Genomic DNA, 14,929 nt, shown 5'->3' with positions numbered 1-14,929 from the left:
TCAGCTCACAGAGAAGCTGGGCGTGACTTTGATGGTGCCCGCGCTACCGAGGGTGATGGAGGGGGCCAGCGCGCATTTGTCGTAGAAGGTGCCGTCGGTGGCGGCGGACCACAGCCCGGCGTAGGAGAAGCTTCCGGAGGGGGCGTTGAAGGTGAGTTCGGCCATCGACAGTGAGCCGCCGCTACCGGATGTCCAGGTGCCTTGGACGCGGGCGTAGGAGCCGCCGGAGGCTTCGGCGGTGCCGGTGCTGCCGGGGTCGCCGGTGTGCAGTGAGACCCAGACGGTGGAGGCTCCGGAGAGGGTTTTGTAGGAGTCGGCCAACACTTGGCGTGTGGCGGCTACAGCAATTGCCATTTTGTATCAGTCCTGTCGGGCCACTTGGCCGCGGTACCAGCAGTAGTCTTTTCCGTCGGCGAAATGCACGTAGATTCGGAAGTGTGCTGGGATGGTGATGGTGTCGGACATTTCGGAATGGATCAGCCATTCCACCCATGCGGTGGTGACTGTGGCGGTCCAGGTGGCGAGGATGGTTCCTGCGGGGTCGTAGATGACGAGCGTGCAGGTGGTGCCGACTGGGATGAAGTTCCCTTCGGGCACGACGATTTGGTGTACGAAGTCTTGCCCGTTGACGAGCAGCAGGGTTTCGGTGATGGGTTCGTTGCCGAGCATTCGGCCCTCCAATAAAGGGTTAGGTTCCGATGCCGGAATAGATTCGGACGTCGTCGAATGTGAGGGAGTTGGATCCGTCGTAGCGGACGCGGACTCCGGCGTAGGCGTTGGTCCGGGGGACGACGTCGTGGACGTTGCCTGCGTAGATGGCTGGGGTGCCGTTGATTTCGAGCCAGGAGATTTCGTCGTAGACGGTGAATGCGAGGGTGTCGCCGTCGGCGATGGTTACTCCGATGTCTTGGAAGTCGAAGAAGGATGGTGTGCCGTTGACGGAGGAGGTCATGCGGCCGAGGTAGACGCTGTTGTTGCGGATGTTCGCGACGAGGGCTTGGGTGCCCGTTTCGTTGCAGAACAGCATCAGCGACCCGTCGATGGTGGAGGGGTTGCGGACGACGGCTTGGATTCGGGCGCGCCCGTTGAGGTTTCCGACGTTGCGGATGAGGCCGACGCTGTTGACGTTGGTTCCGGTGTGGGTGTACCGGTTGGAGACGATTCCGGCGTCGGTCCCGAGTTGTGTCCACCCGCCGCCGACAGCCCCGTCGGCACGGTTGAAGTCGTCGTAGAAGACGGAACTCCACACAGACAGTGGCGGGATGGTCGATGGCCGGTCGTAGTGGTTGACCCATCGCACGTAGCAGTGGCAGTAGGAACGATTGACCAGCCTTACGCACCTGCGGAGGTCGTTGAACTTGTAGTCGGCGGTGGGCATTTTTGAGCCGACGTAGTGCCCGTTGACCCAGATTCTCAGCCATTCGTCGTTCTCGCACCACACACGCAACGTGAGGGTTTTTCCGTTGAATGCACCAACTGGCGACGACCATGTTTGGAGGTTGTGAAACGGGGAGAACATGCTGGCGAACTGGGCGAAAGCGATATTGTCGGCGCCACCGAATTCGTGTTTGAATCCGACAGCCGCCGCGTTCTGAAACTTGTCGCTAGAGATTTTCACCCAAGAGTCAGTGAATACCACGAAAAAGTGCTGATTGTCGATGCCTTCGACCGGGTACCACACTTCGCACTCGAAGCCCCAGTTCTTCGTGAACGGTTGCCAACCATAGGATGGGCCGCGCCCATCATCGTTGACCACCTGTTCGGTGACCACCAACTCTCCAACCGAGTTGATATATGACTCACCGCCACCCAAGTGTCTCCATGGCGGCTGGAGTGGGTTCTCGGCGGGCCTTTGGAACTCATCTCTCCATCCCGCCCACGCCAAGGGCAGGTTGCGGCGGATTAGGAAGCTCATTCGTCCTCGAACGCCCCCGAAATCGTGCCCCCATGGTCAGCGAGGAACGCACGAATCCCCGCCAACGCCAACCGGTTCCCACGCAACCCAAGCCGATCATCCGCAGCGAGGAACTCGCGCAACTCGTCAGGAGCAGTGTTGAACCGGGCGATCGCAGCATCAAACACGACGATCGCGCGCGCAGCCGGAGTCATATCGAACAACCCGACCATCGAATCCACCCCGAACGCCCGCGCCCACAACGCTTCCCGATACGGTTGAATACGCGGCGCCGACTCGATCGTGCCGGTCGCACCGATACAATGAAAGATCAGCACGAATGCCTCCTAAGGCGTCGGGGTAAAGACCCCGGCAACAGCGATCTGCAAAACCTGGGGTGCGACAGACCCGGTGATCGTCGGGACCGTGTAAAAGAACCGCTCCTTGTCCAAAACAGGAACCTCGAGGAGCGGGATGTTGTAACGGGTCACGTTCGGGCCAACCGTGGCCGTCGTGTACGTGACGAAAGCGGTACCCGTGGCGTTCCACTTCTTGCACTCCACCTGCATCCCGTTGGGTTGAGTGAGGAGCGCAATATGCACATCGGTGAGGAACGCATCCTGACCATCCGGAACGTTAAGGACGGGCCCCAGCAGTAGTTCGTTGTCACCGAGCACCACCGCGGCGCTAGCCACAACACACTCGATGATCCAAAACGACGAGTTGATGTACGCCTTGTCAGCAATGTCAACAGCGTTAGCAGCCGCATTGGCTGCCGCCTGAGACGCAGTGACCGCCTCGTCAGCGCTACCCTCCACCACAGCAATCGCGTCATACGCCCCATTGATGCGGGACTTGACCTCAATGCCATGAGTGTTCTGGGCGCCGCCGTACGAAACCTTGGCGCCCGCCTTGAGCGAGGTTTCAACATCCTCCGACGTCATCGCCTGAAAAGCGTTGAAATCGCCAGGTTCGACTGAGCCATTCGGAATCGGTTCATTGGGGGCAGTCACCGAGGATCACCCCCTTCACATGTATTCAGATGTCTTGAGAGATCTCGGGCGGGATCGGGGGCGGCGGCGGGGAAGGCACGTACTGGGCGATGAATGCGCGTAGATCGCGGACGTGATCGACAAGGATGTCGATACGACGTACGTCGAGGTAGTGCTGCTTGACATCGGCCTCGTGCTGGGATTCCAGCTTCGCGATCCGGTCACGAAGGCTCGCCTGCTCGTCACGCAGCGGTGCGAGGACCGCGGTGAAGTCGGCGCGCTGCGATTCCAGCGAGCGTGATCGTGGGATCAGGAACCCCACGACCAAGCTCAGGTCGCCCGTCACCGCCGGGATGATGACGGACCACACCGGCTACCCCAGGGATGGGGTCTTGGCGGCGGCAACACCGAGACCAAGAGCAGTCACGACAACCGCCACGATGGCGCTCGCCTGGGAACCGGTGAACACCCCGTAGGTGATCAGAACCGGCTGGGTGACGGCGAGGACGCCGTACAGCCAGGTGCGCCAGGTAGCGGTCGAATTCGCGCCAGCAACGGTGAACCCGAGGACCGCGGCGACCGCTGAGCCCCACAAGGCGGCGTTGGCGTCGGTCAGGACGCCCAGAGTGACCAGGAGGACCTGTACGGGCGCGAGGACCGCGTACAGGCGGCCACGAACCTCAGCGGAGAGGTCGCGGAGAGAGTCAAAAGACATGAAGGAACTCCTAAGAGAGAATTACGCTGCGGGCTTGCCAGTCGATGCGGCAACCAGTGCGTTCACGGCGGTGGTGAGGTCGTCGAGTTTGCGGTTGGTGTCAGCGATCGCGTCGACCATCGTTTTGCCGCCGAGCTGGGGCCACCCGTTGAAAGGCTTAGGGCCACCGAGCTGTTCACGGATCTCGTTGACATGCTGGTCAATGAAGCGGACCGCAGTGCCGAGAGTGACGGTGTTACCGCGGTAGTTGACGAACGTTTCTTCCAGTGCCACGTCGGCACCTCCTGAAGCTGTGGAGTTGGTGATGAGGGCCTGGACGTCGCGGCGGAAGGCGACCATGTCGATCGGGAAGGGGTCGATCTTCCCTTCGCTGCTGTACTCCTTGTGGCCCACACAGTCATTCGCGCCACGACCGGCCTTGCGGAGGATCGCCGCGGAGCCACGCTTGTAGGCGTCCAACTGCACGGCAGGCCATTCCTGGCCGCGCCCGTCATTAACGGCCTCGATGCCGATCACGTGATAGTTGGCGTTGTTCGTCGGCCAACCAGGCCAGGAGCCGCGGCCCGCATGCCAGCAGACACCGGCGGCGATCACCCGGAACGTGCCGTCACGCTCGAGGACCAACTGCGCCAGCGGGCCAGGCAGATCAGAACGCCCATCTTGGACCACCCGCCAGTCGTTGACGCCGCCGCCGGCAGTGTGGTGACACAGCACGCCGCGGATGTCGAGGAAGTCGCCGTGACCCCGGTTCTTCCAGCCGTCGTGTTCGATAACTTTCAAGCCTTCGGCGCGCAGTACATCGGCGAGCCAGAGCGGATCAGCCATTACGGACCGACCTCCTTGTAGCGATTGAGAATCGGTTCATTGGAAACGGTTGCGGTGCTCACACGCCCACCCCCGGGTAGCGGTCGATGATCGTCTTCCGTGGCCGCTTGGACAGGTAGCGTTCGATCGCCAACACCCGATCGCGCTCTTCAGCGTCGACAGCCTCCAGGTACTCCAGAACCTCATCGACGTTGTGCAGACTGGGGTTCCAGCCTGGGTCGCGCACGGGGACGTTGCTCACGTACGCGCCGTCGGACGATGGCCGCCCATACTTCGGGGAACCCTTCGCGTTGCCTTCGACCCCGGCGACGATGCGGTCATCGGCTGGCACAGTGGATTCCGGGTCGAAACCCATCGCCTCCGCCAACTGGCGTTTCGCGTCCTGCGGGAGACTGGAGACGAACTCTTTCAAGTCGAACTGTGAACGGTCAGGGGCGTCGACCGGCTCCCACACACCCGGCGACACCAACCAATGCGGGTCAGTCTGCCTGGGTCGCTGGTACTTGATCTTCCGCTCCGACGGGATCGTAGAACCCGGTGGGCGCGCACCACAATCCCACTGCCGGCGAGAGACCTCACGGAGGTACTCGATCGGAAAGGGAAGGGGGGCGCCCTTCATTCCGGGCAACCCAGAGTACATCCACAGGAATGCTTCTTCGGGGCAGTTGGGGTTGCACGCCTCGAAAGTGGGGAATTCCCCAGCCTTCAACCACGGCAAGGTGTCGACCTCTTGGGGTTCTTCGACGGGCGCCGACTTGTTCGACATTCGATGGGCTCCTGGACTATTTGCCGTGGACGGCGAGCTGCTGTACAAGCGAACCGAGGTCCGCGATCATCGACAGGGCTCGTTGGCCGCGGTCCTTGTTCTTTTCCTTCTCACCAATAACGGGAGCCCATTCAGGGGGTGATTCCCGGTCCCATGCGAGAGTGAGTTCGCGGACCCGGTCGACGTAGATGGTGTGGTCGTCGACGTAAAGGGTGGATGCGAAGTCTCCGAGGACTTGTGCGCCGATGCGGTCACCGATGAAGAAGTGACCTTTCCCGTTGTCTCCGATGAACCAGGGTGCGCCGTCGCGGATGTTGATTTCGTGGGAGAACCAGGACCGGGTTTCGTGGAGCGCTTTCCGCAAATGCAGGAGCGCTTCCAGGGTGTACGCACGGTCCGATCCGGAGGCTAGAACTTCGAATGGTCGAGCCCATCCAGAATTGGCGATCCGGCCTGGGCTTGCTATTCGCATCCAGGCGGCGATGGTGTCCCAGTAGAAAACCTGGGCGATGGCGTCAACCGCACCACCAATGGGGGGCACGACGATCGCGGCGGCCAGGAGATCGCCTGCGGTCTGAATGGCCGCCGAAATCAATTCGTTAACAAAAGGAAACGAATGGCCACCGGCCACAACCTGAACGGCAGTCGACGGGGTGAAGATGAACTTCGACGACTCAATGCCCGTCTCTTCACCCTCAAGATAAATGACATACGGGCACGTCTTATCCGTCAAACGAAGCCCAGGAACCTTATAGGAGCCGGGGATCGCAGGGTCGACGATGTCTTCGACGATCGGGTCGATGAAATCCTCAACGAACTTCGCTGCGGTCCGTTTCAAACCGAGGAACGGGTCACCGCCGTTGGACGTGTCGGTGTAGTAACCGGACTTGTCGACGATGTCGACGACGAGGGCCCCGTTGCGGAGGGTTTGACCGTCGATGGGCTGTTCGTCGTCGGCGGCGATGAACCGTCGAACCTGAATGGAAAGCTCAGCGTCTTCGAGGATGTCTTTGGCCATGTCGACCCACCGTTTGAAACGTGAGTTCGGCACAGACCAGAGTGTTCCGGCGAACATGTCTTCGGTGAACGAGGTCGGTTTGACGACTACCGACCAGTTGCCCATTCCGGGTGCGCTGGAGTTTTGGTCCATCGGGTCATCCGGTAGGCCCCACCAGTTGTCCTGCTCGCGCATGACGTTCAGGAACAGTGCTGTTTTGAGCGCCCAAATACTGGGTCCTGCCAGGAAGAACACTCGGGGGAACTGCACGAAATCGGGCAGGAACGGGTTACACCATGCGAGGTAGTACTCCAGGATGCTGAGATCATGTAGCCATCGGACGACCAATACCCGGGTGCCGTCTTCTCGTTTTTCAACGGTGTGGTCGTGGATACGTCCGGACCATCGGGCACCGTCTTTGTCGACGGTGATGTAGACGTTGCGTTTCTCGCCACGGTTGATGCGTGCCGAGACTTGCCAGATCCATTTTGCAAGCGGGTCATCTAGCGGAATTTCCGTCAACCCGGGGCCGACTTCGTTATCCAACCAGGTGAAACTGGCCGAATACTCGCTATCGAGGGTTCCTTGCAGTAGGAAGTCGCCGTTCCAAATCCGCATCAAAGGCGGCTCAAGGCGTGCCCGCCTGTCCGCTTCTTCTGCCGCGTTAGTGGCTTCCCAGATGGCTTCGCACTGCTCTTTTAGACTGAGAGTTGAGAGATCTGTCACAGGCAATCAACTCCAATACTTCTACCTGCATGGATGAAACGCTCACGGATCACGATTTGGTAAACTCGGTACGTGAAGAAAATGGGACTTCCAGACAATCGCAACGACGAGGATTGGTTTCCTGTCCCAGGATGGGACGGTGTCTACTCGATATCTCGCAGTGGGCGCATTCGATCCGAAGAACGCGCTGTGATGCGCCGCGACGGTACGCGTCAAACGGTGCGGCGAAAAGAACTGCGACCGACTAGAAATAGCAATGGCTACCCCTGTGTTGAGCTATGCCTTCCAGGGGTTCGGTCGGTCCGTATGATTCACGTGCTTTTGCTGGAGACATTCGTTGGGCCGCGACCGCCAGGTTTGCAGGGCTGCCACAATGACGACGACCCTGAGAACTACTCGCTGGAAAACCTGCGCTGGGATACGAGATCCGAAAATAGTCTCGACAGGGGTCGCAATGGAATAGACCACAACTCGAACAAGACACACTGCCCTCAGGGGCACCCGTACGACGACCTGAACACCCTCGTATACACGAGACCGTCTGGCAAAACAGATCGTCGGTGCCGTTCATGCAGGCGCGAACACGCAATAAAACGGAAGCATTCGAGAGCACAAACCAGGGCGGCTTAGCGACTTTCCCAGCAATGACCCCATCGACGTTGGCAATAAACATCGACACGAGCACCACCAACAGGGGCGCCCTCAACCTTCACCGGAAGATTCGTTTCCGGTGTTTTCGGTGGAATCCGGTGAAGGAACGAAATGCCGTTCATGCGGCCCGCAAGGTTCGTGCCGGCGAAGTCCCGGACCTGTAGCTTCTCGCGGTACAGGGTGATGCGGGCACCGCCCTCGATGTCGGTCAGTTCGGGGAGAGTGATCTTCCGGTTGGGCCATTGCCCGCCGGGGATTCGGTGGTGTTTCTTCCCTGTCCATGTGTAGTCCGGGAGTGTCCAGATCCCTCGGGTGACGACCCATTGCAGCCACATCGGTTGGTCGGTCGGGTTCGAAATGGTGACGAACCCTTCCGAGGTGCCTTCGGAGCCGGTTTCGAAGTAGTCGTACGGGGTGTTCTCGTATTTGTCTTCGAACCAAAAGGGTTGGTCGGCGACAACCGCCATCGGCTGAACCGATGACCGGGTGAGCCGCGGGTCGTGTTTTGATTCGAATTCGACCGTGTCGTTCTTCGCCAACCACAGGCTGCGAGTCCCAGACGTCGGGGTAGTGACCGACATTTTCGTCAGAGTGGAGTTCGGATCCCACCGGTCGGCTTCGTAGTCCCAGGCTGCGTTCCACCGGCTTTGGAGGTCTTGCCATTCTTCGGGGGTTTCACCATGAATATTGACAGCGAACGTGATGTCTCGCTGTTGGTATCGTTTGCCCTCATACGTCGCACCTTTTTGATAGACGCTCGACTTCCGTAGCGTAACGACCGGTGCGTCGAAAATACCCTTAATGTTTGGTGCCAAGAAGAGTTTTTCCGACGCACCTGCGCCGTTGATCAGGAAGTGCGAGCCGTCGACCCCGAGGATTTCGATTCGGGCGGACTCACGCATCAATGGGTTAGCCCCTTGCTGTTGCCGTGTGCTGAAGCGCACGCATATCGCGAATGACCTCGGCCTTGCGGTACGCCTCATCGATGTTCGGCGTTGTCAAATTGATCGTGGTGGAGTTGTCGATGGTGGTCACCGACCCGGATTCCCCACCCCTCTGCATGACCGTGTCCGCTGCACCGGTCGCCGGGATCGACGCCGTCTGGTACCCGGACTGGGCCAGCGTTTGGGATGCCTGCGCTGACGCTGACCGTGCCTGCTGCCACGACGCCAGGGACGACCCGTAATCGGTGACCTCGGACGGGATCAGGTTGCGCGGATCCGGAAGGCCGAGCGGGTCGAGGGTGGACGAAACCAAGCCCTCGAACCCACTGGACAAGGCGGACGAGAACCGGTTCTGCGCGTTCGCGCCGACCTGCTCGAACGTCTCCACCCCAGCGGCGGACGGGTCCGTACTCGCAGGTGGCTGGTAGGTGGTGCCGCCGTTGAGGGGTTGCGGGATCGTTTGCGCCCGCGGATTTTCACCGACACCGGCCCGTTGGGCTGCCATGTTGTCGATGAACTGCCGGAACATCAACCACTGCGGGTTGGTGAGGACCGCTTCGGGCAGGCCCGAGGTGTTCCACCCGAAGGTTTTGTCCTCGAAGATGCCGCCCTGGTCGTAGCCGTGGCCCTGACCCCATGTGGTGGTGAGGTCGGTTCCGTAGGTCGCCCGGTAGTAGCGCAGTGCGGCGACCATGTTCGCCAGTGGGTCCGTGCGGTCGTCCGGGAGGGACGGGTCACGGTGGGCGGCGAACGTTCCAGGGATGATCTGCAAGAGACCTTGGGCTTCGTTGCCACCACTGTTGACGTCCTGCACTTGCTGCAGGATGTTCGGGTCGCCGCCGGACTCGGACTGGATTTGCGCCAGCATGGCGTTGACCTGCGCCGGGTCGTCAGCGTTGAAACCTTCGCGGCGCATCGCCTGGATAGCGAGGTCGCGCCACTGCTCCACACCGTCGGTCGGGGTGTAGTTCGCTCCCCCGCCCCCGGATGACCCGGAGCTGAGGACCTTGTTGGCGAGCGCGGAAACCATTTTTTGGGCGAACGCGCGCGGGATCTTGCCTGCCTCGCCGAGCCCTTCCATCTCCGGAACCGAGTTCGCGGCGTTGCGGAGGGGGTTGAGGAGCAGGTTGTTCGCGAGCGCGTTCCGACCGGAGCTCACTGCCCCCGTGATCGCGCTGCCGATACGGGAGAAGATCGAAGCCTTCTCCTCATCGGACAGGTTCCCGAGGAAGTCGTTTGCGCCCCAGTGGACGTGGTCGGTGTGGCCGGCGTTCGTCGCAGCCCCGAAGTCGTGCGGGGTGCCTTCGTCGAGGTTTTGCCACCCGTTGAGCGGCCAGTGGATCAGCTCCGCTGACTGCGGGTAGGTGTTGTAGATCCAGCGGGCGATGTCCTGCATGGGGCCACCGAGGTCGATGGCCTTGCCCTGCATGTGCAGGTCGTAACCGGACCCCACATCATTGAACCGCTTACCCGAGGTCAGGACCGCATCAGGGATCGCGGTCCGCACCAAGTCCCACAGTTGGGCTTGGATCGGGTCCAGCGGGTCACTGGTGGAAACCTTGCCGCCGTCGGCCATCTGGCCGGGACCATCAACCGGCGGCCGCGACTGCAGACCGCCGCCTTGGAGGACCGAGCCACGCATTTTGTACATGGCGTCATGCCCGCCGGCCGCGTCGACTTCTGCTGCGGTCCACACGTGTTCACCGTTGGACAGCCGGTACAGTCCGGCTTTGTCGTCCTTCGGGCCACCGGGGCCCTTCACCGGGCCACCGGGACCACCCATCCACCTGCCGCCGACGTGCCCGCCCGGTTCAGGGCGGGTGGGGCGGCCGGCGAAGAAGTCGCCGGTACTGACCTGGTCGATCGGATCCCATGTCGGCAACCCCAGCTTCGATGCGACCTTGTTCCACAGTCCGCCGAAGGTGTTGAGGATGTCGATGACCGCGTTGATCGGGCCGGACAGTTTGCCGGGCAGGGAGTCCCAGGAGGTGCCGATGCCGATGACGAGCCCCGAGAAGAAGTTCGGCAGGCTGGAGAAGTTGCTGGTCAGCGACCCGAGTACGTCACCGCCGACAAGGTTTTCGACGACCGCTTTGATCTTGGCCCCGAGGTTGTTCCAGGAGGAACCGGACTGCTTGTCGACATTGTCGGAGTCGAGCGAAACCTGCTTCTGCCCGGTCGACAATTCAGGCAGCGCACCGCCGGCACCGGTCAGGCCGTCGATGAGTCCAGACAGTTTGGTGCCGAAGTTGATCCATGAGTTGGACGAGGACGTCGAGTTCGTTTCTGCGGACTGAGCGACGCCTTCGAAGTTCTTCGCCAGCCCGGTGAGCTTGGTTTCGGCCTTGCCGTCGTCTTCGGACAGCCATTGCCACAGCCCGCCGAGACCGGTGCCGCTGCGCAGAATGGGCGAATCGAGGATTCGGTCACCGGCGCTGCCTTCTTTGACACCGGGGAAGAAGCCGCCCGTATGGTCGAGTTTGTTGCCGTCCTTGTCGACTCGGTCGCCGTCGTAGTTGTAGTACTCGTCGCCCATCCAGAAGTTCTTCTTGGTCCTGGATGGATCGATTTCGGTTGGGAGGCGTGGCCGTTTTTCGTTGAAGCCATCGAGTCCGGCGCCGTCGCTGCCTTGCGGGTCAATGATTGGTGGGGTCGCGGGGGTTTCGTCGAACCCGTTCAGGCCGCCACCGTCTGGGCCGGTGCGGTCCTCTGGTGCCTGCTCCGGTGGTTTGCTGCCGGTCGGTTCGGGTTCGGGGAGGAGACCGAGGCCGTCCATGAGCTGGTAGGCCATACGGATCGCGTCAACGATGCCTTGGACGGTGGCCTTCACATCGGCGAAGAAGTCCTTGACAGCTTGCTGACCTTCTTCGCTGCCCAGGAACTCGTTCCATTTGATCAGCGTCGCTTCCATGCTGTCGAGCCAGGATTCACCGGTCTCGTCAGCACCGCGGAACAGTTTGTTGATGACGCCGCCGAGCTTTTCGACGATGGACCAGATTTGCTTGAAGGTGTCGAGTGACTCGCGGAGGAAGCCCTTGAATTTCTCTTGCCCTGCATCGGATTCAGCCCATGCACGGAAGTCCCTCATGGCGTTCGCGAAGCCTTCAGCACCGGAGGGCATGAAGTCGGATCCGACGCCTGCGAGGGACAGCATTGCCTGGATCAGGTCGTTGATGCCGTCGAGTAGCGGGCCGATCGACAGCCGGGTGTTCTCAAAAATTCGGGCGAATTTGGAGCGTGAGCTTTCAGTTTCCAGGTCAGCGAACGCCCGACGGACACCGTTGTTCAGCGCCTCAGCGATTCCGCCGAGGCCGGTCTTCAGGTCGGGGATCCATTTGCGGGCGAGGTTGCTGATGGAGTCGCCCATTTTGTCGAGCAGTTTGTCCTGCACGAACTTCCGCAGGTCGCCGAGAGCTGGTTTCAGTTCCAGCATCTTCTGCACGAAGTCGCGGGCAGCTGGTGACAGGTTGGCCATCTTCTTGGCGAGTTCGTCGGCAGCGTCGCTGCCTTCGTTCATCGCCTTGACGACCGCTTCCTGTGCCTCAGCCAACTGGTTTTTGGCGTCAGCGAGGGACTGGTGGGCGTCTTTGAGGGACTCCTGGGCGTCGATCTCGCCTTGGGCGGCGTCGGCGACACGTTCCTTCGCGGAAACAACCTGGTCAGAGCCTTCGACGCCTTTGGTATTGGCGTCGTTGACCTGTTCCTGCAGCTCCCGCGATTCGCGCAGGGTGTCTTGCTGGTCGGCGAGCGCTTGGTTGTAGTTGTGGATGGCGCGGCGTCGGTCGGTGGCGGATGCGTCGGAGTCCCGGAAGGTCTCGTGCATCGCTTCCCAGGCTTCGGCGACCGCGATCGCGGCGCCTTCCTCGTTCAGCGATGTCCGGCCCAGTGCCCGGTTGAGGTCTTCGATTTCGTCGGTGGCGTCTTCGCGGGCCTTGGTCAGAGCCTTTTGCGCCGCGGTGGACGCCTTCTGTGCGGATTGCACACCGCGTTCAGCCGAGATGACACCACGTTCAGCGGAGGCCACACCACGAGCAGCGGACGCTGCTTGCTTCTGCGCGGAGGCCACAGCTTTCGCCTGTGCTTCAGCTTGCTTAGCTGCGCCTTCGCGGGCTTTCTCAGCTGCTTTGAAGGCGTCACCGATACCGCGGGTGCCGACCACGATCGTCGCGATGACGGCAGCGAATCCGGCGAACGCTGCAGGCAGGAGCGCGACCACGCCGGCGGCTTGCGTGAGTTGGCCGAGCAGCGGAACCAGTGACACCGCGGCCAAGGCGATGAGCCCGACCTTGGCGACACCGAGCAGGTTCGAGAAGCTGAACAGGCGTTTGATGGCCATGTCGGAGGCGGCGTTGAACGCGCTCAACCCGGCGCCGGCGGCGCTGAAGATCGATCCCTGTCGGCGGCGTGCGCTGTCGACTCGGTCGTGGGCGTCGCGTTCCTGCCCCATGAGGGAGGTGAGGCGGCCGGTGGCGTCGGCTTGGTCGCGTCGGGCGCGGGTGAGGCGTTGTTCGGACGCGATGCGTTGCGACACTGATGCGTTCGAGTTGGCGAGTACTTCGTTGTGGCGTTGTTGGGCGAGGGTGAGTCGGTCGAGGGTGTCGCCTTGGGCGCGCCTGGCGTCCTGCAGGCGGGCTTCGATGTTGGCGACTTCGGCTTCGGCGCGGGCCACTGATCGTCGGTCGAGTTCGACTTGGATGCGGATGGCGCGGACGGTGCTGGTGAAGATGTTTCCGCGTAGGCGGCGGGTGGTGCGGCTCATGCTGTCGGCGTTGATCGCGGAGACGTCGTTGCCGACGGATGAGGCGAGGGACCGCAGGGCCATGAGTTGCGCGACCGCTGCGGACGTGTCGACGTTGACGTTCATCGACAGCGGTGTTGCGGCGACCGCGGTGCGGAAGTTCTCGAGCTGGGTGACCGCTTCGGTGAAGTCCAGCTTCACCCGCAATTGTGCTTCGGGGAGGCTCGACTTCAGTCCGCGGATTTTCTGCCGTAAACCCGCTTCGGACAGCTTCAAAGTGACTGTGGCATCCAGCCCGGCCGCGGCAGCGTTGACCTTGCCGCGGAGACTGGTGCGGAACCCATTCGCCAGATCAGGCGAGAACAGAATCTTCGTACCGGCCTGGCCAGCTTCGGTTTTCGCTGCCGCCTGCAGTTGAGTGCGGAACCGGGGGGCCAGCTTGAAACCGAACTCAATGTTCGCGCCGGCCTTTTCGGCGGCTTCCTTCGCCTTCGTCTTGACGTCGGTGTTGAAGCCTTTCGCCAAGACCGGTTTCAAAGTCACATTGAGCGACACATCGATCGGCTTGACAAGCGCTTTGGCCGATGCGCGGAAGTTGTTGGCGAGAGCGGGCCGGAGGAAAATCCGAGCGCTACCGGCATTGTAGGAGCCCCAGGTGGCCATGCGGCACCGCCTCTATTTACATGTTGATGCCCATTTGTTTCAGGGCGTCGATAACGCTGATTTGGTCGAGCTTTTCCCTGAACCGGGCCTCCGCAGGTTGCGGTCGGGGTTCGGCTGGCATGGGCGGCGGCATTTTGCCGGAGAACACTGCGGGCAACACCCGCAGCACTTCTTTGGTGAGGTCGAGTTGGCGGAGCTGCAGCAGAACGGGCAGTGAATACCCGACCGGTGACAGCGGTCGCCGCTCATCCGATTCGGGGTGCTGCGCGCGTTCCCACCCGATGCGCTCGTCCATGGCGACCGCGGCCTGATACCAGCTGTCCATCGGTAGTCGACGGAGCAGCCGGAACAGTTGCGCCCATGGGCGCACGCCGCGGAAGTAGTCGAGCAGGTCCCATCCGAACCGGTCGGCCAGGTCGTATTCGATTTCTTCCCCGAAATCCTCGATGAGGATTACGAGGCCGAGGCGCCCCCCGGCAGATCACCGGCTTCGGTCGGCAGGCTGTGGAAGTGCGAGTTGATGTCTTCCAGCAGGGGGAGGATGACGTTGGCGTCGGCGCGGCCGACGACAGCCCAGATCGCGTCGAATGCGTCGCCCAGTACCGCCCTGATCAGGCGGGGAAGGTTGGCGGGGTCGACGCTGCCGCGTTTGTCGATCAGTTCCGCGAACGCCAACACCTGTTCGGAGGTCACCGGTTCGTACACGGGGGTGTGCGGGGTGGTGCCGTCGAACATGTACGGTTCGGTCTTCTCGCGGGCGTTCTCGGCGTCGGCGAGCATCTTCGCCCACCGCGACACGGGTGCGGGCTCGATCACGGCGGGGGTCTTCTTGGGTGCAGCCATCTTTGGTTCTCCTGGCGGGAGTAGAGGGGTTACTTCTTGAGTGAGGGGCGCGGGACCGGCTTGGGGTCAGCAGGCCGCACGGGAGGTGCAGGTGCGGGGGCCGGTGCGGGGGCCACGCGGTAGCCCTGCGCGTGCAGGTTTTCGCGTTCGGTGGGTGAGCCGGCCAAGCATTCGC

The 14,929-nt window shown here is 61.8% G+C and carries 15 protein-coding genes; 1 reads left to right on the top strand and 14 read right to left on the bottom strand.

Annotation, left to right across the window (positions count from 1 at the left end):
• From ACFO5K_RS04695 to ACFO5K_RS04650, 10 genes are all read right to left on the bottom strand, one after another.
• Nucleotides 1-354, bottom strand: coding sequence for a phage tail fiber protein (locus ACFO5K_RS04695; protein ID WP_378556165.1), 354 nt, complete (start codon nucleotides 352-354; stop codon nucleotides 1-3).
• A gap of 6 nt (nucleotides 355-360) precedes the next feature.
• On the bottom strand, nucleotides 361-669 hold the full coding sequence (locus ACFO5K_RS04690; RefSeq protein WP_378556162.1) for an LtfC-like domain-containing protein: 309 nt from the start codon (nucleotides 667-669) through the stop codon (nucleotides 361-363).
• A gap of 19 nt (nucleotides 670-688) precedes the next feature.
• On the bottom strand, nucleotides 689-1,771 hold the full coding sequence (locus tag ACFO5K_RS04685; protein WP_378556159.1) for a hypothetical protein: 1,083 nt from the start codon (nucleotides 1,769-1,771) through the stop codon (nucleotides 689-691).
• A gap of 140 nt (nucleotides 1,772-1,911) precedes the next feature.
• Nucleotides 1,912-2,232 (bottom strand): hypothetical protein, encoded by a 321-nt coding sequence (locus ACFO5K_RS04680; protein WP_378556156.1) that lies wholly within the window; start codon nucleotides 2,230-2,232, stop codon nucleotides 1,912-1,914.
• A gap of 9 nt (nucleotides 2,233-2,241) precedes the next feature.
• The gene (locus ACFO5K_RS04675; protein WP_378556153.1) at nucleotides 2,242-2,907 is read right to left on the bottom strand and encodes a hypothetical protein; all 666 of its coding nucleotides are present in this window, start codon (nucleotides 2,905-2,907) and stop codon (nucleotides 2,242-2,244) included.
• 25 nt (nucleotides 2,908-2,932) lie between these two features.
• Nucleotides 2,933-3,232, bottom strand: coding sequence for a hypothetical protein (locus ACFO5K_RS04670; RefSeq protein WP_378556150.1), 300 nt, complete (start codon nucleotides 3,230-3,232; stop codon nucleotides 2,933-2,935).
• Nucleotides 3,233-3,259: 27 nt separating this feature from the next.
• Nucleotides 3,260-3,601 (bottom strand): phage holin, encoded by a 342-nt coding sequence (locus ACFO5K_RS04665; protein ID WP_378556147.1) that lies wholly within the window; start codon nucleotides 3,599-3,601, stop codon nucleotides 3,260-3,262.
• Between the two features lie 21 nt (nucleotides 3,602-3,622).
• The gene (locus tag ACFO5K_RS04660; RefSeq protein WP_378556144.1) at nucleotides 3,623-4,426 is read right to left on the bottom strand and encodes a peptidoglycan recognition protein family protein; all 804 of its coding nucleotides are present in this window, start codon (nucleotides 4,424-4,426) and stop codon (nucleotides 3,623-3,625) included.
• A 58-nt stretch (nucleotides 4,427-4,484) separates the two neighbouring features.
• Complete coding sequence (locus tag ACFO5K_RS04655; protein WP_378556141.1) at nucleotides 4,485-5,192, bottom strand: phage gene 29 protein family protein; 708 nt, start codon at nucleotides 5,190-5,192, stop codon at nucleotides 4,485-4,487.
• A gap of 16 nt (nucleotides 5,193-5,208) precedes the next feature.
• On the bottom strand, nucleotides 5,209-6,915 hold the full coding sequence (locus ACFO5K_RS04650; protein WP_378556138.1) for a Gp37-like protein: 1,707 nt from the start codon (nucleotides 6,913-6,915) through the stop codon (nucleotides 5,209-5,211).
• Nucleotides 6,916-6,996: 81 nt separating this feature from the next.
• Here ACFO5K_RS04650 and ACFO5K_RS04645 point away from each other — a divergent pair, with 81 nt between their 5' ends.
• On the top strand, nucleotides 6,997-7,545 hold the full coding sequence (locus tag ACFO5K_RS04645) for an NUMOD4 domain-containing protein (RefSeq protein ID WP_378556677.1): 549 nt from the start codon (nucleotides 6,997-6,999) through the stop codon (nucleotides 7,543-7,545).
• Here the strand turns inward: ACFO5K_RS04645 and ACFO5K_RS04640 are convergent.
• The 4 genes from ACFO5K_RS04640 to ACFO5K_RS04625 form a co-directional block, all read right to left on the bottom strand.
• Nucleotides 7,542-8,468 carry a hypothetical protein gene (locus ACFO5K_RS04640; protein WP_378556135.1) on the bottom strand — a complete coding sequence of 309 codons (927 nt, stop codon included), beginning with the start codon at nucleotides 8,466-8,468 and terminating at the stop codon, nucleotides 7,542-7,544. The two genes, ACFO5K_RS04645 and ACFO5K_RS04640, sit on opposite strands and share 4 nt — an antisense overlap.
• Before the next feature lie 7 nt (nucleotides 8,469-8,475).
• Nucleotides 8,476-13,911, bottom strand: coding sequence for a transglycosylase SLT domain-containing protein (locus ACFO5K_RS04635; protein ID WP_378556132.1), 5,436 nt, complete (start codon nucleotides 13,909-13,911; stop codon nucleotides 8,476-8,478).
• 16 nt (nucleotides 13,912-13,927) lie between these two features.
• Nucleotides 13,928-14,236 (bottom strand): hypothetical protein, encoded by a 309-nt coding sequence (locus ACFO5K_RS04630; RefSeq protein ID WP_378556129.1) that lies wholly within the window; start codon nucleotides 14,234-14,236, stop codon nucleotides 13,928-13,930.
• Between the two features lie 128 nt (nucleotides 14,237-14,364).
• Nucleotides 14,365-14,754 (bottom strand): hypothetical protein, encoded by a 390-nt coding sequence (locus ACFO5K_RS04625; protein ID WP_378556126.1) that lies wholly within the window; start codon nucleotides 14,752-14,754, stop codon nucleotides 14,365-14,367.
• Nucleotides 14,755-14,929 lie beyond the last annotated feature (175 nt).

Source organism: Nocardia halotolerans (genome assembly GCF_042650145.1).
GTDB lineage: Bacteria > Actinomycetota > Actinomycetes > Mycobacteriales > Mycobacteriaceae > Nocardia > Nocardia halotolerans.
This window is presented reverse-complemented; position numbering and strand designations above follow the sequence as displayed.